Consider the following 19,511-nt stretch of genomic DNA (forward strand, 5'->3'; position numbering starts at 1 on the left):
CGCGTCGGCGAGTTTGTACAATACTTACAACATGTACAGAGCATGGTTCGCGCCCTACGCACCCGTGCTGCGCGACGCCCGGGTCCGGCGCCTCCTGCCCGGCTTCGCCACCTCCTTCGTGGGCGACGGTATGAGCGCCATCGCGGTGGCCTGGCTCGCGATCGAGATCGCCCCGCCTGACCGGCACAGCATGTGGGTGTCGCTCGCCATCGCGGCCTACACCTTCCCCGGGGTGATCGGCACCTTCGCGCTGGCCCGGTTGCTGCGGCGACGCGGGGGCGCCCAGCTGGTCACCTGGGACGCCACCCTGCGCGGGCTCTCGCTCGGCGCCGTCGCGATCGCGGCCGCCTGCGGAGTACTGAACATCTGGCTGCTCGTCACGCTGCTCGCCCTGTCGTCGGTCCTGCACTCATGGGGCTCGGCGGGCGTGTTCACCCTGCTGGCGGAGCTGCTTCCGGAACGCGACCAGCTACCGGCCAACGCCCTGGTGAGCATGTTGATCCAGACCGGCACGTTGATCGGCCCGCTGGTCGCCGGCCTACTCATCGACTGGCAGGGAGCGGGCTGGGTCATCGGCCTCGACGCGGTGACCTTCCTGGTGCTCGCCGTCAGTTGCCGGTTCGGCGTACCCCGGCGCCCACCGGCGGCGGCGGGCCGAGGCCCCTCCCGGGCCACCGGTTTCCGCGTGGTGCTCACCGACCCGCGGCTGCTCTGGCTGCTCCTGCTGACCTTCGGCTTCTACGCCCTGTACGGGCCGATCGAAGTCGGTCTGCCGATCTACGTAGCGGACCACCAGCACGCCCCGGCGTCTCAACTGGCCTGGTACTTCACGGCATTCGGCGCGGGCGCGGTCGCCGGCGGGCTCGCGGCCGGATACCTGCGCGACTGGCCGTTGTGGCCGACGGTCTGCGGCATCGTCATCGGCGTGGGGATGGCCTTCCTGCCACTCGGCCTCGGCGCACCGACGATCGTGGCCGTCGCCGCACTCGCCGTGGCGGGATTCATCTACGCGCCCTACGGCTCGATCACCGTGGCACTGTTCCAACGCTCCACGACGCCCGACTCCCGGGCCCAGGTCCTCGCCGCCCGCAGCACCGTCATGATCATCGCCAGTCAGACCGGGGTCGGCCTCGGCGGCGTTCTGGTGACCACCGCCGGGGTCCTGGACGCCATGCTGGTCACCGCCGTCGGGACCATCGCCCTGGGCGTGCTGGCCGCCGCCGCGGTCAGCGTGACGCGCCAGCGCACCGTGACCGGCGAGGACGAACCCGAGCTGACCCCGAGCGCCCAGCCCTGACCGGGTCCTCGGTCACCGAACGATCCACCCACGACCCGGCGCGGACGACCTGCGCCACGCACGACCCATCCTCAAGCATGTCCACTCGGCGGCTGATGATGCGCGGCGAGACCGAAGCCCTGACCACCGAACGCCGGCGGCGCTCCGGCCTCCCCGACCGGCCCGCCACCGAGCCGGACGACCGGCGTACCCTGACCGGCCTCCTGTTCGCGATCGAGCCGTTCAAGGCGTTCTAGGTCCGCCGCCGAGATCAACGCGCCGATCGGCCGGCCGTGTCGGGTCACCACGATGCGTTCGCCACCATAGGCGGCACGATTCATCAGATCCGCGAACTCGGCGCGCGCCTGCGTCACGGTCACCGTGTCATCCATTTCCCCACCATAGCCATCCTGTACACCCTGTACGGAATACACTTCTCCCGACCCGATCGCAGGAGGCACGGATGGGACTGTCAGGCCGGGACTGCCCTGACTGCGGTCGCCGGGTTCGCGAGCCGTTCGAGAAGACGGTCACCGGACGCGAGGTGTGCCCGGACTGCGCGAACGCCCTCGCCCTGGGCTCCGCCGCCGGGGCGATCACCGGGAATGCCGGGGCCGGGTCCGGGGTGTGGGCGATGCTCATGCGCAGAATCCGACGCTCCGGCTGACCGCACCGCGGAGAACGCGGACGACAGCGCCCCAGGGTCCTAGATCTGATAGCCGGCGCTGTTCCGGCAGGCCCGGCACGCTCCTACCGTGATGGCGTGCACCCGTCGCGGGCCGTGAGCAGAGTCGCCGAGTCCATCGACGAGGTGGACCGCTTCGCCACGGAACTCGACGCGTGGTTCGCCTCCGCGCCGGGGCTCCTCGGCCGCCACGGCACCCAGCTGTCCACCCTGTCCGAGGTGCTGCGCCCGGCGCTGCTGCGCAACCGCGAGCACCTGGCCGGCCTCGACACCGGCCGGGACGCCGGCGAGGTCTACGACGCGTGCCGGCGCGCCGACCGGCGGACCGTGTTCGTGCGCCGGCTGTGGCAGTGGTTCGCCACCCGGTTCGACCAGCGGCGCGACCCGCGGACCCGGGACGTGCTGCAGGCCGCCGACGAGGTGGTGTGGAGCTGCTGGGCGCCGGCCTGGCAGCTCACCGGAGCCGGCCGGCCCGGGCCCGCGCCGCTGCCGTACCTCGACCCGCAGATCTCCGCGTCCACCACGCCGCGCCAGGACGTGCCGCACGACCTGGCGGCGGTGCGCGACAGTGAACTGGCCGCGCAGGTCCGCGCCATGCCGGTCCCGGTCATCGCCCTTCCCGAGCGGGTCGCCTGGCGGCCCTGGTGGCTGGTGCTGCTGGCCCACGAGACCGGCCACCACGTGCAGTTCGAGCTGACCCCGGACGCCGGGGCGGCCGCCGGCGACGTCGTCGCGGACGCCGCGGCCCGTGCCGGCGCGGGCGACGACGAGGTGCTGGGCTGGCAGCGCTGGTCGGCCGAGATGTTCGCCGACGCGTACGCCGCCGTCCTGACCGGACCGGCGATCACCTGGGCGGTCGGCGAGCTGGAGCTGCGCGCCGGCGACGGCGTCCTGCGGTCGCCGGCCCCGGGATACCCGCCGCCGCTGGTGCGCCTCGCCCTGCTCGCCGCGATCACCGGAGAGCCGGCCGTCGTCGGTGACCCGGCCAGTACCGGTGACCCGGGCGGCGCGGGTCGCGGCCCGGCCGGGTCCGGACCGCTGGCGGCCCGGGTCACCGGCCTGCTCGAGCGGGTCCCGGCGGTGGCGGCCGCGCTGCTGACCGTGCCGGTGGGCAGCGCGACCCTGGCCGTGGCCGCCCCGCAGGCCGTCGCCTGGCGGCAGGCCGCCGCGGTGTGGCGCCGGCAGCTGACCGCCACGGCCGAGCCCCGCCCGTCGGCCACCGTGGACGCCGCCCGGCTCTGCGTCGCCGGCGCCGTGGCCGCCTGGCGCGACACCAGCGCCGGGATCGCCGCGGACCGGCACGGCAGCGGCGCGACGGCCGGGACACGGGGGACTGGCGCCCGGACCAGCACCCGGACCGCGGCCGGCACCGGCGCGGGCGGCGCATCGGACGGCGACCGGCTGAGCCGCCGGCTGCTGACGGTCCTGCCCGCCTGCGGGCCGAGCGGGCTGCGCTCGACCACCGCCGCGCCGGCCGCGGCGGTGCGGCGGGCCGCCCGGTCGGTGAGCGACGCGCTGTTCAGCGCCGCGGTCGAGGAGGAGCCGTGAAAGTCGCGATCACCGTCGCCCGGACCGGCACGGACACCGCCCCGCGGTGGGAGGTGACCGTGCGGATGGCCGGCGGCGCGCAGGCCCGGCGGACCCTCGACGCCCACGTCGACGAGGAGGGCCGCTGGTGGCCCACCGATCCGGCCACCGGCGACGGCACGGCACTGGCCGCGCTCGCCGCCCTGATCACCGATCGCAGCGCGACCGCCGCGGACGTCCACGCGTACGGGCGGATCCTGTTCCGGTTCTTGATCGGCGACACCCTGTGGACGGCCGTGCGGGAGCACGCCGACCCGGCCGACGTGCTGGAGTTCCGGCTGTCCTGGCCGGCCGGGGACGGCGCGCTGCACCGGATGATCTGGGAGTTGATCCACGACGGCGAGGAGTACCTGGCGCTGCGCGATCAGCTGCCGGTGGTCCTGCTGCGCGAGGTGCCGGGCTCGCGGGCGTCGCTGCCCGGCGACGCCCCGATCAGCACGGTCCCGCAGGTGCTGTTCGCCGTCGGCAGCTACCTGTCGGACCCGCGGGTGCGCGCCGGCACGGAGTTCCTCGGCGTGCTGCGCGCCATGCAGCGCGGCGGCGGGATCCGGCAGCGGGTCCTCGCCCCGGCCGGTCTGGCCGGCATCAGCGCCGCCTGCGCGCGGTTCGCCCCGCAGATCGTGCATCTGATCGGCCACGGCCGGTGGGACGAGCAGACCGGGCAGGCCCTGCTGGAGATGCGCGCCGACGACGACCCCGCGGCGACGGTCGAGGTCACCGGCCCGCAGTTGCTGCAGGCGCTGGAGAGCAAGGCGCCGCTGCCGGTCGCGGCGGTGGTCAGCGCGTGCGCGAGCGGGGTGGCGTTCAGCGAGGGCGGCGCGCCGCTGGCCGCGACCCTGGTGGCCGGCGGGGTGCCGGTCGTGGTCGCGATGGCCGGGGACATCGCGGACACCGCCTGCCGGGTCTTCACCCGGGCGGTGGCGGCGGCGGTCTCCGACGGGCTGCCGCTGACCCGCGCGGTGCGGGAGGGCCGGCGGGCCGCGCACCGGCAGGGCCGCACCGACCTGAACTGCCTGGACTGGGCGCTGCCCGCGCTGTTCGTGCTGCCGGATTTCCCGGAACGGTTCCGGCTGGTCGACACCACCCGCACCCGGGCCGTCCAGGAGCGGGTCCGCCGGCTCAATCTGGACTGGCCGCCGGTGTTCGTCGGCCGTGACGAGTTCTTCGCCGACCTCGACCGGCTGCTCGACCCGCAGGACGGGCTCGCGGTCCTCGCCGCGCGCACCACCGGCGCCGCCATGTACGGCGGCACCCGGCTGCTGCGCGAGCTGGCCGCCGCGGCGCTGCGGGCCGGTCACGTGCCCTGCATGATCGGCCCGTTCAGCAGCGCCGGCCGGCAGCGTTCCCAGCCCCCGGCCGGCGCCCGTGACCTCGCCCTCACAATCACCAACCAGATCCTGTACGTCCGGGAGGTGCTCGGCATCGACCAGGGCTGGACCGGCGAGACCCTGCCGCTGCTGGCCGGCTACGCGCAGCTGCCCGCGGCCGGGCCGGCGGCCGCGCTGATCGACCGGATCAGCCGCGCCGCCACCGGCGCCGACGTGTCGCTGCCGGTGCTGGCCGGCCCGCTGCGCCGCGACCTGTTCGCGCTGGCCGCCGGCGCCGCCACCACCGGCGACCCGTTCACCGCCCGGTGCCGCCCGCTGCTGCTCCTGGACGACCTGCACCTGTACGACGCCGCCCTCGACGGCCTGCTGGACCAGGGGGTGCTGGGACCGACCGGGTTCGGCAACGGCGTCGACATCCTGCCCACCGTCGTGTTCGGCAAGACCGCCGTCGCCGACGGGGCGCGCCTCGACGACCTCGGTCTCCCCGGCGCCGGCCCGGCCTGGTGCGAGGTCCGCGACGTGCGGCACTTCCGCGACCTGGTCGACGAGCACGAGACCGACGTGGACCTGCTCGCCTACCAGTGCTGGCTGCTCAACCCGCCGCGGGTGGCCGGGCGGCCGGTCCGGGTCCTCGCCCCGCGCCAGCTCACCCGCACGTCGTGGGCGCGCATCGCCCGGTTCGGGATGAAGGACAGCACGGTGGTCTACGACCGGGAGCAGCTCGACGACATCATCGCGTTCGCCACCGGCGAGAACTGGCTCAGCGACAGCGACGACGACGAGATCCTGCGCGCCTACGGCCTGCTGCCATGACCGCCGACGAGAACATCACCGCCGACGACCTGACCGACGAGCAGTTCGCGGAACTGTCGGCGCGGTTCGCCCGCCGTACCCCGGGCTCGTCGGTCCTGCGGGAGCTCGGCGAGGAGCGGGCGCTGTGGCTGGCGCTGCCGCCGTCCTGGACCACCGAGACCGCCGAGCTGGCCCGGTTCCCGGCCCCGGTCCCGGCGTTCGTGCGCGACGCCGCGCAGGCCTCGCTCGTCGAGATCAACGAGGCCGGGGCCGGGGACGTCACGTTCTGGCTGCGCGACCGGGACACCCTGCTGACCCGCTGCCTCGAACATTTCGGCCCGGCCCACGTCCAGCAGGTGGCGGCGACCATCGCCGGCCGGGTCCTGGACGCCGAGCACGACGGCCACGACATCGGCGCCGCCGTCCACGACTGGGCCGCGCTGGTGCTCGCCGGGGACGGCCACATCCCCGGCGAGGCGCTGCTCACCCGGGTCCGGGACGCGGTCGCCGCCGACGACCTGGCCCGGGCGATGGCGGCCCTGGCCACCGCCGAAGCTCTCGGCCCGCTCGCCCCGCACCTGGCGTCCGCCGTGATCCGGGCCCGCCGGCTGGTCCACCTCGGATACCGGCGCCGGCACGACGTCCGGGCCCTGGACGCCTTCGTGACCCGCGACGAGCAGATCACCGCGATCCGGGACCTGATCCGCGGCGACCCGGCGACCTGGGCGCTGCACCTGATCGGGATGGGCGGCGTCGGCAAGACCATGCTGATCCGCTACCTGTCCTGCGGGCTGTTCGCCCGCGACCAGGAGATGGCCGCGTTCCCGGTGGCCCGGGTCGACTTCGACCACCTCAGCCCGGCGTACCCGATGCGCCGGCCGGTCCAGCTGCTGGTCGAGCTCGCCGACGAGCTCGCGCCATTCGCCGACGACCCGCGACGCGGGCGGCTGCTGGAGGCGTTCCTGGAGATGGCGGCGAGCGTGCACGCCGCCTCGTCGTCGCCCGACGCCGACACCGGACCCCTCGTGCAGCTGGCGATCACCCAGTTCGGGCAGTTCCTGTCCGCGCTGCCGCAACCGGTCCTGCTGATCCTCGACACCTGCGAGGAACTGGCCAAACTGCATCCCGGTGACGCCGAGGCGCCGGCCCTGGCCCGCACGTTCGACCTGCTGGAACGGGTGCACGCGGCGGCGCCCGGCGTGCGGGTGCTGTTCGCCGGGCGCCGCCACCTGGCCTCCCGCGGCGCCGGCTGGAGCCTGCCCGCGCCCGGCCCGCTGCCGCCCCGCGCCTACCTGAGCCGGCTCGAGCTGCGCGGCTTCACCCGCACCGAGGCCGTCGCCTACCTGAGCGCCGAGCGGATGCCGGCCGAGCTGGTGGGGGAGATCCTGGCCCGGTCCCCGGAGGCCGGCCGCACCGCCGGGCTGGTCACCGCCGGGGAGCACGGCGCGGCGGGCGGCGACCGGTACAACCCCTTCGACCTGGCGCTCTACCGGTCGTGGTGGCAGTCCGAACCGGAGCTCACCGGGCAGCGGCTGCGCACGGCGGGCGAGGACGCGTACGTCGAGGCCCGCATCGTCGCCCGGCTGCAGGACCCCGCCCTGGAACGCCTGCTGCCCGCCGTCGCGCTGCTCGGCACCGTCGACGAGACCCTGCTCGCCCCGGTCGTCGCCGGCGCCGGCATCAGCGGGCCCGCCGCCGTGGCCCGGCTCGCCGACCAGGAATGGATCGAGACCGCCACCGACCCGGACACCGCCGCGCCCCTCCTGCGGGTCGCCGAACTGCTGCGCCCGCGCCTGCTGCGCTGGGCCGCCCGCCCGCACCGCCGGGCCCGCTTCGGCGCCACCCGCGAGCTGCTCGCCGAGCACCTGTCCCGGCACGTCACCGAGCAGCCCCTGGACCGGGTCGGCGCGGACCACGTGATCACCGCGCTGCGGCTGCGGGAGCCGGACCGGGCCGCCCCGCTCTGGGCCGGGATCGAGGAGCGTGTCGCTGTCGAACGGCGCTGGGACTGGGCCGCCGCCGTGCTGCCCCGGGTGCTCGGCGACCTCACCGACGACACCGGCCGTCCGCTGCTGAACGCCGCCCTCACCGCGACCGCGATCGGCCTGCAGCGGCGGCAGCAGCCGTTCGCCGACCTGGAACCGCTCTGGGCGGCGGTCGCCGAGCAGGTGGCGGGCGCTCACCGGCCCGACGATCCGGCCGCCTCCGACTGGGACATCTGGACCGCCGCCTGGCTGCTGCGCCGGGCCCTGCTCGGCGCGGCAGCCACCCGCCGCCGGCCGTCCACCCGGGCCGAACGCGACCAGATCGTCACCCTGGTCCGGCAGGCCACCACCGTGCTCGACATGGACGCGGCGATCGCCGCGGCGCTGGAGACCCTGGCCGAACAGAACAGCCCCGCCGACCTGGCCGATCTGCGGGAGGCCGCCATCGGCTGGTTCAGCGGCCGGGACCTCGCCCCGGACGCCGCCGCGGCCGCCGGGGTGGCCCTCGCGGCGATGACCGCGCCGCACGCCCGCGAGGCGGACTCCTACCTGATCTCCGCCGAGGAGACGGCGCGGCACGGCGGCGGCACGGCCGCGGTGGACCTGCCCGGACGGCCGGACCCGCTCACCTGGATCCGGCTGCACCGGGCCCGGCTCGGCCTGCGCGACACCACGCTCGCCGCCGGCCGGCAGCGCTGGCTCCGCGACGGGTTGCGGCGGATCGGCACCGTCGACGGGGAACGGCTGGTCTCCCAATGCCTGCAGGCCGACCTGGCGTCCGGCGTCGTTCCCGCCGCGGCGCTGGACGCGATCGCCGCCGCCGACGAGTACGCCGCGCAGCGCCGCCCGGATCGGCTGATCCACGACGCGGTGCCGCCGCTGTTCGTCACCGTCGCCCGCGGCTACTTCGCCGCCGGCCGCCCCGACCGGGCCCGCGAGGTCCTGGAGAGGCATCGCCGTGCCGCCCGGGCCGGCCGCGCCGAGGACGCCACCGAACGGCACGCCAACCTGGCCCTGGCCTGGCTCAGCCGCCGGATGCGCAGCCCGCTGCCGCCGGGGCTGCTCGGCACCGGGATCGACGCCCGGCTCTGGGCCGCCCGGCTGCTGACCGAGGGGGTCGCGGCGCCCCACACGCCGGACGTGGCGGACGACCCGGAACACTGGCTGGCCTGGTGGTCCACCCAGCCGCGCGACCCGGTGACCGGCCGGATCCCGCTACCGGAGATCACCTGGACGCGGTCCGGCGCCACGGTTCCCGGCCTGCGGCCCGCCGCCGCGCAGGCGATCCGGATCGGGGACGGCCCGGGGCAGCGCCAGCTGCGCGCATGGCTGTCCGGGCACCCCGGGGAGATCGAGTTCCGGCTCGTCGATGCCGACCCCTTTGCCTGGGTACGGTCCGAGCCGCCCCGCTCCGACACGTTCCGCGCCGCCCGGCTGTCCGCCCCGCCGGTCGCCGTGGCCGAAGCCGCCCTGGAAACCGGGGAACTGCTCGCGCTGCGCGAACCGGACGCGGCCGTGGAACTGCTGGACGTCGCCCTGCAGGCCGCGCGGGGCCGCAGCCCGGTGATCGCCCTGCAGGCCGCGGTCTGCGCGACTCTCGCCGCGCCCGGAACCGACCACCACCTGCCGGACCGGTACGCGGAGTTCCGCGAGCACACCGGCGACCCGGACCTGCCGGCCTGGCCGGACCTGCCGGCGGCAACCGGATACCGGGGCCCGTGGCGGGCGTGGCTGGACCAGTGCCGGACCGCGGCAGCCGCCACAGCACGGTCCACGGCGGCGCCGATGCACCGGGCGCCGACGCGTCCGGCACCGGTGCAACCGGCTCAGATGCAACCGGCACCGAGCCGCCCGGCCCCCGCCGCGCCGCCGGCCCCGGCCGCGCCGTCGACGCCACGACATGGGCGGCTCCGGCGTGTCCTGACCTCGGTCGTGGCGATCCTGCTGCTGCTGGTCCTGCTCACGGTGCTGCTGGCGCAATGCTCACCGCCGGCTGACGTCGGCGACCCGGCACCCCAGCCGAGTCTGCCGACCTGGCTGCCCGCCCCTCTCCCCGAGGCGGCTCCCGGTCGATCAGTGGCCCAGCTCGTCAGGGTCTTGCTGGCCATTACCCTCACCACAATCCTGCTCCTGGCGCTCGCCGCCATCGGCGCTGTCCGCGTGATACCGGCGGCGCGCCGCCGGATCGTCTGGGCCCTCGGCGTCGGCAACGCCCGCGCGCACGTCACCGGCGACCAGGCCGGCGTCGAGATCCGGGCCCGCCGGGGACCGTCACCGTCGGCCGAGAAGGCCCGCCGCCTGCTGCTGCGCCGCCGGGACCGCTGGGACACCCTGATGGGCGGCTACGTCCGCGACGGCGTGCCGCAGCTGCGGATCGACCTCGGTCCGGGATTCACCACCGGCCCCCGCTACGGCCGGCTGCACGTCGACGCCGACCACGCCGCCCTCGACTGGGAGGCCGCCATCGCCGCGGCCACGGGTTCCGCCGACGCCTGGCAGCTGACCTGGGCCCGGAACACCGCCGGCAGCTCCATCGGCAACCACGTGCCGGCGATGTGGGCCGCCGGCGGCCTGGACATCATCGCCCCGCCCGGCTGCGCGGCTGCGGTCCGCGACGGCTACCGCCCGTACCTGGTCACCCCGGAGGTCGCCGAGCACGGCAGCGTCGAGACCGTCTCCACCGGGCCGTCCCCCCGGATCCGGCACCGGGTCGGCGCGCCGCTGCTCACCGCCAACGGTGTGCTGCTGCGCCTCGACGCCCGCAACCGTCAGGACAAGCGCGCCGACGAGGTGGTGATCGCGCCCGACGACCTCGATCCGGGAACGTGCCCGCTGATCGTGCTGCAGGACGTCCCCTACGACGGCCCGCTGTACTACAACGACATCGACACCGGTCTGCTCCGGCAGTTCGCCGTCCGCGCCGCCACCGGCGCGCACGCCCTCATCGTCCTCCCGGCACTGCCGTTCGACCTGGTCAGCCCGGTGGTCCGGCACATCGGGCGACTCGCCGGACGCCGGGAGCGCCCCTCCCACGCCGCGCTGGCGCGCACCACAGCGGAGATCAAGAACACGATCATCGGGTACGGCGGCAGCACCGGCCAGCTCACGACGGCCCGGCAGATCGCCCTGCACGTGCTGCACTTCCTGGTCTGACCCGCACACACGATGCGCCCCGCACGATGATCCGCCCCTGAGGAGGAGTGATGACCACTGCCGCCGAACAACTCTGGAGCCGGGTCCGGACCTGGTGGTCGTCCGCCGCGAAACCCCTGGTCGACACGTTCGTCGGGGAGGGCGAGCCGATCCGGGCGTACCGGGGGTATCTGCGTCTCTGGCTCTCCGAGATGTCCCTGGCGGAGGACCGGCGTGCCGCCACCGACCGGTTCCCGGCCGTGCAGGCCTCCACCCGGCTCTCCTTCGGCGGCAGCCCGGACACCGTCCTCTCCACGATCATCCGGCCGCCGCAGGGGCAGGAGGGACCCGGCATCCGCCGGGACATCCCGCTGACCGCGCTGCTGCCGTACGCCGGAGGCACCGTCGATCTGCAGGTGTCGCTGCTCGACGTCGCCGGCCAGGACGACCTGGCGATCGCGCTGGACATCCTCGGTGAGTTCTCGTCGCTGCTCACCCCGCCGCTCGCCACCGTCGCGGGCGTCGCCGGGAAGGTCGCCGCCGGCATCAGCCGCATCGACAACCGGATGGACGCCGGCGGGCTGCGCCCGGTGCTGACCCTGCAGCGCAGCCTCGCCGCGGGTCCGCAGGGGTTGCAGCCCGGGTACCTGATGGGCGCGGCGGCGACGGCTGACGATCTGCCCGCCGGCTCGTTCACCGTCGAGAAGGGCAGGCTCCTGCGTACCGGAGGGGGTGAGCCTGTCGCCTATCTGGTGGTGCGCCTGGAGATGATGGCGGAACGCGACGACTGGCGGTTCCCGGAGTGGGACACCCTGATCGGCCTGGCGAACGAGGCGCAGCTGCTCGGGCACACCGAACGTTTCGCCCAGCTGCGCGCCGACCTGCTGTCGCGGGTGGTGACCGCGGCCGACCTGACGCCGGACGACCGCAGGCGGGTCGCCCGGCTGGTCCGCGACGAACTGGACGGCTTCACGCTCGGCGCGTCCGGCGGCGAGCGGGCCGGCACGGTCGCCGATCTGGTCGCGACGCGCGGGCTGCCGCCGGCCGCGGCGGTCCGGGACCTGGACCTGGCGGCGCTGCTGTGACTACCCCGGACACCCGGCCCGGCGCGGGCCTCGCGGCCGCCGACCGCTGCGCGACCTGGACGCCATCGACCAGCACGGTCTGTGACCCATCCAGCGCCGGTTCCGCGATTCCCGGCCGGTTAGTCGGTCATGCCCCGGCCACGGACCAATGGCAGGAAGATCTCGTCAACGATCTCGACGAGGATCTCATCGGGGACAGCAGGGACGCCGCGCAGAGCGTATTCGCCACGCAGCAGCATCATCGGCAGTGCCGCCACCCGCGGTTGCACCGCTTCGGGGGGTGCCTCGCCACGGGCCACCGCCCGGCTGATAAGGGTGAACCATGCGGCGTTCATCGCGCCGCCACCGGCCTGCGCGCGCAGGAGTTCCAGCAACGCCGGCTCGTCGGCGGCCGCCGAGAGAAGGTCGCGCAGGATCGCCCCCCGCGGTGAGGACCAGGTCGCGTTGGCCCGCCGCAGCAGGTCCAACGCGTCGCCGCGGAGACTGCCGGTGTCCGGCGTTGGAATGCGGGCATCGGCCAGGTATTTGTAGGCGGCGACGCCGAGCGCGGCGCGTTGTGGCCAGCGTCGGTAGATCGCGTTCTTGTTCGTGCCGGCACGCTGAGCGACCTTGTCCATCGTCATGCCGGCGTATCCGGAGGCGGTCAGTTCCTCGGCGGCCGCGCGCAGGATCGCCTGCTCCAACTCCGCACCTCGCCGCCGCTGCCCTGCCGCCACGGTACGCATCGTACGCTAACTCATGTACGGTACGTGCCGTACCTTAAAGGGGAGTAGCAATGCGCGCTTGGGGCGTCACCTACGACACCGGCTTCACCAACCTGGGAACCACCACTCATGAACCGTTCGACCCCGACATCGTCGCCAAGGACATGCAGATCATCAGGACCGATCTCCATGCCGACGCCGTCCGGATCACCGGCGGGGTCGCCGACCGTCTGGAGATCGCCGCCCGGCACGCGGCAGCCGCCGGCCTGGAGGTCTGGTACTGCCCGTTCACCAACGACCTCACCACCGACCAGCTCTTAGCGTTCCTGCTGGACGCTGCCGAACGTGCCGAGCGCATCCGACGGGAAGGGGCGAACATCCGCTTCCTCACCGGCTCGGAAATCAGCATCATGACGATCGGACTCATGCCTGGCGACACCCTGGCCGAGCGGGCAGCCGTCATCGCCGACCCGGCACGGGTTCGCGAGATTCTGCCGGGCGTGCAGCAGCGGACCAACGCGCTGCTGGCCGAGGCCGCCGCAGGCGCCCGCGAGCGGTTCGGTGGCCTCATAGGGTACGCCTCGCTCCCTCTGGAGGCGGTGGACTGGACGCCATTCGACTTCATCGCCTCCGACGCCGGCTACCGCGACGCCAGTAACGCAGCCGACCTGCCCGCGAACCTCGCCACGATGACGTCGCTGGGCAAGCCGTTCGCCATCACCGAGTTCGGCTGCGCGTCGTTCACCGGCGCCGCGGAGCGGGGAAGCCGCTCCGACATCATCGGGTACGACGAGAGCACGGCCGAGGCCCTCCACCTCAAGGAGACCGTCGAGCGCAACGAACCCGAACAAGCCACCTATCTCCGCGAGCTCCTCGATCTCTACGACGTCGGCGGTGTCGACACCGCCTTCGCCCACACCTTCGCCTACCGGCACCTGCCCACCTCCGAAGACGCCGAGCGGGACCTCGACCGGGGCAGCTTCGGAATCGTGAAAATCCTCCCACCCGGCGGCACCGGGAAGGCTTATCCGGGAATGCCATGGGAACCCAAGGCCGCCTTCTACGCCCTGGCCGAGTACGGCCGCGCCCGGACGAACGCGTCACCGGTCTGATGCCTCCCGGCGTGTCCCGCGGGCCGATCACCGCGCTGCCGCTGACCCGCGCCAGCCCGGCCACCCAGTCGGTCCGGTCGTCCACGACGTTCCACAGCCCGGCGAGGACGCCGCCCGGCGCGAGGACCGGGGCGATCTCCGGCCCGGCGGTGTCCATGTCGAACCAGTGCACGGCGTTGCCGGCCAGCACCGCGTCGACCGAGGCGTCCGGCAGCGGGATCGCCTCCGCGCTCCGGCCAGCCTCGTCTCGTTGCCGGCGGTGAAGTTCCGGCGTCGTGTGCTACGCCCCCGGCTCCCAGGCGATCAGCTGGTCGAGGACGCGCCGGTCGCCGTCGACCCGCAGCGCGTCCATCGGAATGCGGCCGTAGAAGAACATGACCAGCTCGTTGGCCGTACCCCGGGCGGAGACGTACGCCGTTTCCGGGCCCTCATCGGCGACCGGCCCGGCGAGCCGGGCGGTCCGGGCGCCGTCGGCGGAGAACCAGAGCCGCCAGGAACGGCCCTCGGTGGCGTGGTAGTCGATGACCGCGGGCTGGTGCGGCCACGCGGCCGTGTTCGCGACGCAGGTGGTCAGGAACTCGTCGACACCGTCGAGGGCCACCTCGTCCGGCAGCGGCTGCGGGGCGCCCACGGCGACCTGGGCGTCGTAGGTGTGCACGGCGACCTGCTGGAGCTGGTGCCGGGCGACGGCGCCGGTCGTCTGCGGCGACTGCGACGGACCCCACCAGGTCCAGCACCCACGATCCGGGCCGGCCTCCCGCAGCGCGTCCAGCAGCTCTTGGGTCGACGCGGCGAACCAGTCCAGCAGGGCCTCGCGCTCCCGGGGCGGCGCCGGTGCGGAGAACGCCGGGGGAGCGTCGGCGGGCCCCGCGGCCACGATGGCGGCCCACCGGCGGCGTCCCTCACCCAGGTGCTGCACCAGGTCGAACAGCGTCCACTCGGGGCAGGTCGGCACCCGCACGTCGAGGCGGGGCGCCGCGGCGACGGCCGCCCGGAAAGCGGTCGATCGTTCGTCCATCAGCCGCAACAGGTCGGCGAACTCCAGAGTCTTCTCCACCGCGGCTTTGTACCACCCCCGCTCCACAACCGACAGCGAGTTTCCCCACCTCCGGGGGCCGGCCACGCGATGACTTACCTCTCAGGTTGACTTGTCAACCAAGGAGGTATGGTGGTTGACGAGTCAACCTGGCGACCCTGCCACTGTCCTTCGGAGCACCGCTATGTCCAACTACGGCCACCCCCTCCGGTTCGGTGTCGAGGTTCTCGGCACGCCCGAGGCGCCCCGCGCCGCGGTCCAGGTGGCGCAGGTGGCGGAGGAGCTCGGCTACGACCTCGTGGCCTTCGCCGACCGGGCGGACGACGGCGGCGCCGATGCGTTGAGCCTCGCGTCGTGGACGGCGGCGCGGACCACCAGGGTGCAGATCGCTGCCACGAGGCTGCGCACGACGATGCGGCCCGCGTCCGTGGTCGCGCGGGCCTCGGCCAGCCTTCAGCTGCTCTCCGGTGACCGGGGGTTGCTGGTGCTCGGGCCGGGCTCGACGCCGGATGAGGTGGTCGTGGACGAGGAGGCCGTCACGGTCATCCGTGCGCTGGGGGACACGGCCGGCGGCCGGGCCAGCACGTCCGGGCGGCATCATCGGCTGGTCGGGGCAGAGACCGGGCCGGTCGTCCAGCGTGCGGTCCCGCTCTGGGTGGCGGGCTCCAGTGCGGCGGTTGCCGCGCTGGCGGGTCGGGTCGCTGACGGGTGGATGGCCGACCTGGACGAGGTCGGCGTCGCAGGACTTGCCGCGCTCAACACCGTCCTCGACCGGGTCGCGGCCGACGACGGCCGCGACGTGCGGGAGGTGCGCCGGTCAGTGACCCTGACCAGCGGTGATGCCGGCGATGTCGACGCCTTGGTCGCGTTGGTCGTCGAGCACGGCGTGAGCACCTTCCTGCTGCGCGTCGCGGGCTCCGCCGACAGCGTGAGCCAGATGCGGGCCTTCATCGGCGACGTCGCCCCCGCGGTCCGCGACGGAGCTGAACGTGCGCTGCCGCCGGGAGCGCTCTCGGCACGCCCGGTGCGCCGGGCCGGCGTGCTGGCGCGCCGCCGCCCGGGGATCGCCTACGACGACGTTCCCGAGAACCTGGCCGAGGCAGCCGTCGAACCCGGCGATGCCGCGTTCACGACGGTGCGCTCGACGTACCTGCGTGGCGGTGACCCGGGCCTGGTGCTGCGCCCACGCAGCGTGCAGGAGGTCGTCGACGCCGTTGGCTTCGCCCGCAAGCACCCGCATCTGCCTCTCGGGATTCGCAGTGGCGGGCACGGCATCAGCGGCCGTTCGACCAATGACGGCGGCTTGGTCATCGACGTCGGCCGGCTCAACGACATCACCGTCCTCGACGCGGCCAGCCGCCTGGTCCGCATCGGTCCCGGCGCCCGGTGGCGTGACGTCGCCACAGCGTTGCAACCGTACGGCTGGGCGTTGACCTCGGGCGATTACGGCGGGGTGGGTGTCGGCGGGCTGGCGACCGCGGGCGGCATCGGGTTTCTCGCTCGCCGGCACGGGCTGACCATCGATCACCTCCGCGCCGTCGAGATGGTGCTCGCCGACGGCACCCTCGTGCGGGCCAGCGAGGTGGAGAACACGGAGCTGTTCTGGGCGGTCCGTGGCGCGGGCGCGAACTTCGGTGTCGCCGTCGCCTTCGAGTTCGCCGTCGACGAGGTCGCTGAGGTGGGCTGGGCCCAGCTGGCGTTTCAGGTGCCGGACCCGGCGGCCTACCTGGAGGCGTTCGGCCGGGTGGTGGCCGCGACGCCGCGCGAGACCACCCCGTTCCTGATTCTCGGCCAGGGCGTCGCGCAGCTGATGGCGATGGTGGACTCGGCGGACCCGGACGTGATCGTCAGCCAGCTTCAGCCGTTCGCCGACATCGCGCCGCTGGTGCAGCAGCAGGTCGTGATCGCACCGTACGCCACGGTGATGAACATGTTTCCCCCGTCCGAGCACCAGGGCCGCGGCGAGCCGGTCTCGCGATCGGCCTTCACCCGCGAGATCACCCCCGGTTTCGCCGCAGCGTCCGCTGACCTGATCCGCAGCGGGGCGTCGCACTGGTACCAGATCCGTACCGTCGGCGGTGCTGTCGCCGACGTGGCCGCGGACGCCACCGCCTACGCCCACCGCGACGCCACCTTCGCGCTCACCGTGATGGGAGCCGATGCCCAGCGGCTGGATCGGTGGTTCGAGCCCGTACGCCGGCAGTCCGATGGGCTCTATCTCAGCTTCGAGAGTGACAGCGATCCCCAGCGGATCACCGACGCGTTCCCGCCGAGCACCCTGGACCGGTTGCGCCGGCTCAAGGCGCAGCTCGACCCGCAGAACCTGTTCCGCGACAACTTCAACGTCACCCCCGCCCACGACGACTCCAGGAGCGCCGCATGAGCACCGACTACGGCCACAACCTGATCTTCGGCACCTTCGTGACCCCGGCCAACCACCCCGTGCACCAGGCCGTCGAGCAGGCCGTCGTCGCCGACCGTGCCGGGCTGGACCTGGTCACCTTCCAGGACCACCCCTACCTGCCCACCTTCCACGACACGTCGACCTTGCTGGCCTACGCCGCTGCCCGCACCGAACGGATCCGCCTGTCGGCGAACGTCGCCAATCTTCCGCTGCGCCCACCGGCCGTACTGGCGCGGGCCACCGCCACCCTCGACCTGCTCAGCGGTGGCCGCATCGAGCTGGGCCTCGGCGCCGGCGGCTTCTGGGACGGCATCGCCGCCATGGGCGGCCCCCGGCGCAGCCCCGGCGAGTCCATCGAAGCGCTGGCGGAGGCCATCGCGATCATCCGCGGCGTCTGGGACACCACGGCCCCCGGCGTCCTGTCGGTCCGCGGCAAGCACTACACCGTGCACGGCGCCAAGCGCGGCCCGGCGCCGGCGCATCCCGTCGGCATCTGGGTCGGCGCCTACAAGCCCCGCATCCTGCGCCTGGTCGGACGCGCCGCGGACGGCTGGATCCCCTCCCTCCAATACCTGCAGGGCGGCCTGCCCGATCTCATCGAGATGAACCGGCACATCGACGATGCCGCCCTCGCCGCCGGCCGCGAACCCCGCGACATCCGCCGCTTCCTCAACATCGGCGGACAGTTCACGACCTCCGGCCGCGGCTTCCTGCAAGGCCCGCCGCAGCAGTGGGCCGAAGAACTCACCGAGGTCGCCCTCACGTACGGGACCAGTGGCTTCATCCTCGCCTCCGACGACACCACACTGACCCGGACCTTCGCCGCCGAGGTCGCCCCCGCCGTCAGGGAACTGGTGGCCACCGCCCGCGGAACAGGCCGTCATGAGTGACTGGCTCAGCGACGACGAACAGCGGACCTGGCGCAGCGTCCTGCGGATGCACACCCACCTGACCACAGCGCTCGCCCAGGCTCTCAAGACCGACTCCGACATGTCGATCCCGGACTACGAGGTCCTCGCCATCCTCTCCGAGGCGCCGCAGCGGACCCTGCGGGCTCGCGAGCTGCGATGCGCACTGATGTGGGAGAAGAGCCGCCTGGCCCACCACATACGGCGCATGGAACAACGCGGCTACGTACACCGCGCCACCTGCGACGATGACGCGCGGGCCCCTCTCATCAGCCTCACCGAGACCGGCCTGGCAGCCATCCGGGCTGCGGCGCCCGCGCACGTCGCCCGGGTCCGTGAGCTCTTCTTCGCCGCCCTGACGCCCGCGCAGGCACAAGCCATGCGAGAAGCCGCAGAAGCGGTCCTGGAGAACCTGGCACGGCACGAACCGGAGGAGCCGGACACGGCGGCCGATGCCGCGTAGCTGCTTCTGCCTCGTGCCGGCCGTCGCCGCTGAGGCAAGCGGGTGGGTCATCCGGCGGGGATGAAGGTGAGCCGAGCTCGTATCGGCTGGAAGCCCGCACGTTCCAGGCCGGCGACCACCCCCGTGCGGTACGCGTCCACGTCCGCCACCACCTCCCGGGCGCCGCCGGCGAGCAGCACCGTGACGGCGTCGGCCAGCAACGCGTCCAGCGCTGCCGGATCGATCAGCCCCAGGTAAGCGATCATCGGGTAACAGACGTCGCCCGCCGCTGCGGCGAGGCCGACCGGTTCACCGCCGCGCGTGGCGATCCGCCAGGTCTGCGGCGGGCCCGGAAGCCACGCCAGCGGGTCGGTGGCCAGGTCGATGCCGGCGACCGCCCGGGCCGCCTCGGCCCCGGTCAGGATCTGCGGCGCCGCGATCCGGGCGACCAGACCAGCGATCTCCGTACGGTCGGCGGCCGGCCGGACGGCGTACCGCCCTGCCGGCGCCGCTGCGTGCGTACCGCTGCCGGCGAAGCGCAACCGCTCACCGTGCTGGACCAGGCCGGCGAGCCGGGCGGCCGCCAGGGGTGGCGCGGCCGCCGGCTTCTGCCGCCAGTCCGGCGGCAGCGCGGCATGGTAGAGCGTCGGGCCACCGAGCGCCGCGTGCGCAGCCTGCAGCAGGTCGGCGCCCACCTCCGGCTCGGCATCCAGGTCGAACCACTCCAGCCATGGGCGGCCGACCGCACCCGGCGGCAGGACCCAGGCGGCGCGGCTGACCACGCGGCCGTTCCGTAGCGCGATCCACGTTCGGTCCGGCTGGTAGCCGCCGCCGGCGACTCCGGCGGTGTAGTCGGTTTTCGGCACCTCGGGCAGCGGGTCGGGCATCGAGGTGAACAGGCTTTCCTCGCCCGCGACGAGCGAGCGGATGACCAGGTCGGTCATGGTGGTGATCCTCCGGCAGCGAGCGCCCCGGTCAGACCCGCGAAGACGCCGGGACGCGGGAAGGGCGCAGAACATCGGACATGGTGTTCTG

General features: G+C 74.1%; 14 protein-coding genes and 2 pseudogenes. 11 read left to right on the top strand and 5 right to left on the bottom strand.

What is annotated here, in order from left to right; translation table 11 throughout:
• Window positions 1-31: 31 nt before the first annotated feature.
• Window positions 32-1,297 (top strand): MFS transporter, encoded by a 1,266-nt coding sequence (locus AB0F72_RS32485; protein WP_360439383.1) that lies wholly within the window; start codon window positions 32-34, stop codon window positions 1,295-1,297.
• 77 nt (window positions 1,298-1,374) lie between these two features.
• Window positions 1,375-1,533, top strand: coding sequence for a hypothetical protein (locus tag AB0F72_RS32490; RefSeq protein WP_360439458.1), 159 nt, complete (start codon window positions 1,375-1,377; stop codon window positions 1,531-1,533).
• A gap of 33 nt (window positions 1,534-1,566) precedes the next feature.
• Here the strand turns inward: AB0F72_RS32490 and AB0F72_RS32495 are convergent.
• A pseudogene (locus AB0F72_RS32495) lies at window positions 1,567-1,668 on the bottom strand (type II toxin-antitoxin system Phd/YefM family antitoxin); the annotation flags it as partial.
• A gap of 71 nt (window positions 1,669-1,739) precedes the next feature.
• Between AB0F72_RS32495 and AB0F72_RS32500 the strand changes: the two are divergent.
• The 5 genes from AB0F72_RS32500 (at window position 1,740) to AB0F72_RS32520 (ending at window position 11,870) form a co-directional block, all read left to right on the top strand.
• Window positions 1,740-1,943 carry a hypothetical protein gene (locus tag AB0F72_RS32500; RefSeq protein WP_360439386.1) on the top strand — a complete coding sequence of 68 codons (204 nt, stop codon included), beginning with the start codon at window positions 1,740-1,742 and terminating at the stop codon, window positions 1,941-1,943.
• A gap of 96 nt (window positions 1,944-2,039) precedes the next feature.
• A complete protein-coding gene (locus AB0F72_RS32505) occupies window positions 2,040-3,509 on the top strand; it encodes a hypothetical protein (protein ID WP_360439389.1) in 1,470 nt (489 codons plus the stop codon).
• A complete protein-coding gene (locus AB0F72_RS32510; protein WP_360439392.1) occupies window positions 3,506-5,689 on the top strand; it encodes a CHAT domain-containing protein in 2,184 nt (727 codons plus the stop codon). Before AB0F72_RS32505 ends, AB0F72_RS32510 begins: the two co-directional genes overlap by 4 nt.
• The gene (locus AB0F72_RS32515) at window positions 5,686-10,806 is read left to right on the top strand and encodes an ATP-binding protein (RefSeq protein ID WP_360439395.1); all 5,121 of its coding nucleotides are present in this window, start codon (window positions 5,686-5,688) and stop codon (window positions 10,804-10,806) included. Before AB0F72_RS32510 ends, AB0F72_RS32515 begins: the two co-directional genes overlap by 4 nt.
• Window positions 10,807-10,856: 50 nt before the next feature.
• The gene (locus AB0F72_RS32520; RefSeq protein ID WP_360439398.1) at window positions 10,857-11,870 is read left to right on the top strand and encodes a hypothetical protein; all 1,014 of its coding nucleotides are present in this window, start codon (window positions 10,857-10,859) and stop codon (window positions 11,868-11,870) included.
• A gap of 119 nt (window positions 11,871-11,989) precedes the next feature.
• On the opposite strand, the gene AB0F72_RS32525 is transcribed toward AB0F72_RS32520, so the two are convergent.
• On the bottom strand, window positions 11,990-12,553 hold the full coding sequence (locus AB0F72_RS32525; protein ID WP_360439401.1) for a TetR/AcrR family transcriptional regulator: 564 nt from the start codon (window positions 12,551-12,553) through the stop codon (window positions 11,990-11,992).
• A 92-nt stretch (window positions 12,554-12,645) separates the two neighbouring features.
• Between AB0F72_RS32525 and AB0F72_RS32530 the strand changes: the two genes are divergently transcribed.
• Window positions 12,646-13,686, top strand: a complete 1,041-nt coding sequence (locus AB0F72_RS32530) for a hypothetical protein (protein WP_360439404.1) — start codon at window positions 12,646-12,648, stop codon at window positions 13,684-13,686.
• Window positions 13,687-13,693: 7 nt separating this feature from the next.
• Here the strand turns inward: AB0F72_RS32530 and AB0F72_RS32535 are convergent.
• Both AB0F72_RS32535 and AB0F72_RS32540 read right to left on the bottom strand, forming a co-directional pair.
• Window positions 13,694-13,918 (bottom strand): annotated as a pseudogene (locus tag AB0F72_RS32535) (methyltransferase domain-containing protein); the annotation flags it as partial.
• A gap of 48 nt (window positions 13,919-13,966) precedes the next feature.
• Window positions 13,967-14,743 (bottom strand): maleylpyruvate isomerase family mycothiol-dependent enzyme, encoded by a 777-nt coding sequence (locus tag AB0F72_RS32540; RefSeq protein ID WP_360439407.1) that lies wholly within the window; start codon window positions 14,741-14,743, stop codon window positions 13,967-13,969.
• 163 nt (window positions 14,744-14,906) lie between these two features.
• Here AB0F72_RS32540 and AB0F72_RS32545 point away from each other — a divergent pair, with 163 nt between their 5' ends.
• Genes AB0F72_RS32545 through AB0F72_RS32555 form a run of 3 tightly spaced genes read left to right on the top strand, consistent with a single transcriptional unit; the run spans window position 14,907 to window position 18,497 of the window.
• Window positions 14,907-17,105, top strand: coding sequence for an LLM class flavin-dependent oxidoreductase (locus AB0F72_RS32545; RefSeq protein ID WP_360439410.1), 2,199 nt, complete (start codon window positions 14,907-14,909; stop codon window positions 17,103-17,105).
• Window positions 17,102-18,016, top strand: coding sequence for an LLM class flavin-dependent oxidoreductase (locus AB0F72_RS32550; protein WP_360439413.1), 915 nt, complete (start codon window positions 17,102-17,104; stop codon window positions 18,014-18,016). Before AB0F72_RS32545 ends, AB0F72_RS32550 begins: the two co-directional genes overlap by 4 nt.
• Complete coding sequence (locus AB0F72_RS32555; RefSeq protein ID WP_360439416.1) at window positions 18,009-18,497, top strand: MarR family transcriptional regulator; 489 nt, start codon at window positions 18,009-18,011, stop codon at window positions 18,495-18,497. Before AB0F72_RS32550 ends, AB0F72_RS32555 begins: the two co-directional genes overlap by 8 nt.
• A gap of 47 nt (window positions 18,498-18,544) precedes the next feature.
• Here the strand turns inward: AB0F72_RS32555 and AB0F72_RS32560 are convergent, their stop codons facing one another.
• Complete coding sequence (locus AB0F72_RS32560) at window positions 18,545-19,420, bottom strand: acetyltransferase (protein ID WP_360439419.1); 876 nt, start codon at window positions 19,418-19,420, stop codon at window positions 18,545-18,547.
• Between the last annotated feature and the right edge of the window lie 91 nt (window positions 19,421-19,511).

Source organism: Actinoplanes sp. NPDC023936 (assembly GCF_040639325.1).
Taxonomy (GTDB): Bacteria; Actinomycetota; Actinomycetes; order Mycobacteriales; family Micromonosporaceae; genus Actinoplanes.

Excerpts from the sequence above, each read along its gene's own strand:
- AB0F72_RS32520 (WP_360439398.1), top strand. The coding sequence starts at position 10,857 with ATGACCACTGCCGCCGAACAACTCTGGAGCCGGGTCCGGACCTGGTGG.
- AB0F72_RS32500 (WP_360439386.1), top strand. The coding sequence starts at position 1,740 with ATGGGACTGTCAGGCCGGGACTGCCCTGACTGCGGTCGCCGGGTTCGC.
- AB0F72_RS32515 (WP_360439395.1), top strand. The coding sequence starts at position 5,686 with ATGACCGCCGACGAGAACATCACCGCCGACGACCTGACCGACGAGCAG.
- AB0F72_RS32530 (WP_360439404.1), top strand. The coding sequence starts at position 12,646 with ATGCGCGCTTGGGGCGTCACCTACGACACCGGCTTCACCAACCTGGGA.
- AB0F72_RS32490 (WP_360439458.1), top strand. The coding sequence starts at position 1,375 with ATGTCCACTCGGCGGCTGATGATGCGCGGCGAGACCGAAGCCCTGACC.
- AB0F72_RS32555 (WP_360439416.1), top strand. The coding sequence starts at position 18,009 with ATGAGTGACTGGCTCAGCGACGACGAACAGCGGACCTGGCGCAGCGTC.
- AB0F72_RS32560 (WP_360439419.1), bottom strand. The coding sequence starts at position 19,420 with ATGACCGACCTGGTCATCCGCTCGCTCGTCGCGGGCGAGGAAAGCCTG.
- AB0F72_RS32550 (WP_360439413.1), top strand. The coding sequence starts at position 17,102 with ATGAGCACCGACTACGGCCACAACCTGATCTTCGGCACCTTCGTGACC.
- AB0F72_RS32545 (WP_360439410.1), top strand. The coding sequence starts at position 14,907 with ATGTCCAACTACGGCCACCCCCTCCGGTTCGGTGTCGAGGTTCTCGGC.
- AB0F72_RS32485 (WP_360439383.1), top strand. The coding sequence starts at position 32 with ATGTACAGAGCATGGTTCGCGCCCTACGCACCCGTGCTGCGCGACGCC.